The 804-nt window shown below is 50.4% G+C and carries 6 tRNA genes and 1 rRNA gene; all 7 read right to left on the reverse strand.

What is annotated here, in order from left to right:
• Positions 1-101: 101 nt before the first annotated feature.
• Positions 102-177 (reverse strand) — tRNA-Ala (locus KNQ02_RS15505).
• 22 nt (positions 178-199) lie between these two features.
• Positions 200-276, reverse strand: a tRNA-Pro gene (locus tag KNQ02_RS15510).
• A gap of 6 nt (positions 277-282) precedes the next feature.
• A tRNA-Arg gene (locus tag KNQ02_RS15515) sits at positions 283-356 on the reverse strand.
• A 37-nt stretch (positions 357-393) separates the two neighbouring features.
• Positions 394-480 (reverse strand) — tRNA-Leu (locus KNQ02_RS15520).
• Between the two features lie 61 nt (positions 481-541).
• Positions 542-617 (reverse strand) — tRNA-Thr (locus KNQ02_RS15525).
• 15 nt (positions 618-632) lie between these two features.
• Positions 633-708 (reverse strand) — tRNA-Val (locus KNQ02_RS15530).
• 8 nt (positions 709-716) lie between these two features.
• Positions 717-804, reverse strand: a 5S ribosomal RNA gene (gene rrf, locus KNQ02_RS15535); the annotation flags it as partial.

The following is an 804-nucleotide window of genomic DNA, read 5'->3' on the forward strand; positions in this document are numbered from 1 at the left end:
GAAGTCACGTTGACGAAGCTTGCGCTTCATTCATTGTTTGTATCCGAAGATACGTTTTTTGCCTCATCGTTCAGTTTTCAAAGTTCGTCAAAGATAAAATTTGGTGGAGCCTAGCGGGATCGAACCGCTGACCTCCTGCGTGCAAGGCAGGCGCTCTCCCAGCTGAGCTAAGGCCCCATTAAAGGGATTAAATTGAAGATGGTCGGGAAGACAGGATTCGAACCTGCGACCCCTTGGTCCCAAACCAAGTGCTCTACCAAGCTGAGCTACTTCCCGAAAAAGTGCACCCTGAGAGATTCGAACTCCCGACCCCTTGATTCGTAGTCAAGTACTCTATCCAGCTGAGCTAAGGGTGCGGGGTATAATGGATCAAACAGTTATTAAAATTAAAAATGGTACCGAGGGCCGGAATCGAACCGGCACGGGGAAACCCCCGCAGGATTTTAAGTCCTGTGCGTCTACCAGTTCCGCCACCCCGGCAGGGTTTTAAAGGTAGAACCTAAATTCTAAATCAGAATCTTCGGTGATATTTAAATGAAAATGGTGCCGGCAACAGGAGTCGAACCCGCGACCTACTGATTACAAGTCAGTTGCTCTACCAGCTGAGCTACACCGGCAAGTGTAAATAAAAATGGTGGAGGATGACGGGATCGAACCGCCGACCCTCTGCTTGTAAGGCAGATGCTCTCCCAGCTGAGCTAATCCTCCATATGTACGCCTGGCAGCGTCCTATCCTCACAGGGGGAAGCCCCCAACTACTTTCGGCGTTCAAGTGCTTAACTTCCGTGTTCGGCATGGGAACGG

This window comes from Exiguobacterium sp. s102, assembly GCF_018618635.1.
In the GTDB taxonomy this organism is placed as follows: Bacteria; Bacillota; Bacilli; order Exiguobacteriales; family Exiguobacteriaceae; genus Exiguobacterium_A; species Exiguobacterium_A oxidotolerans.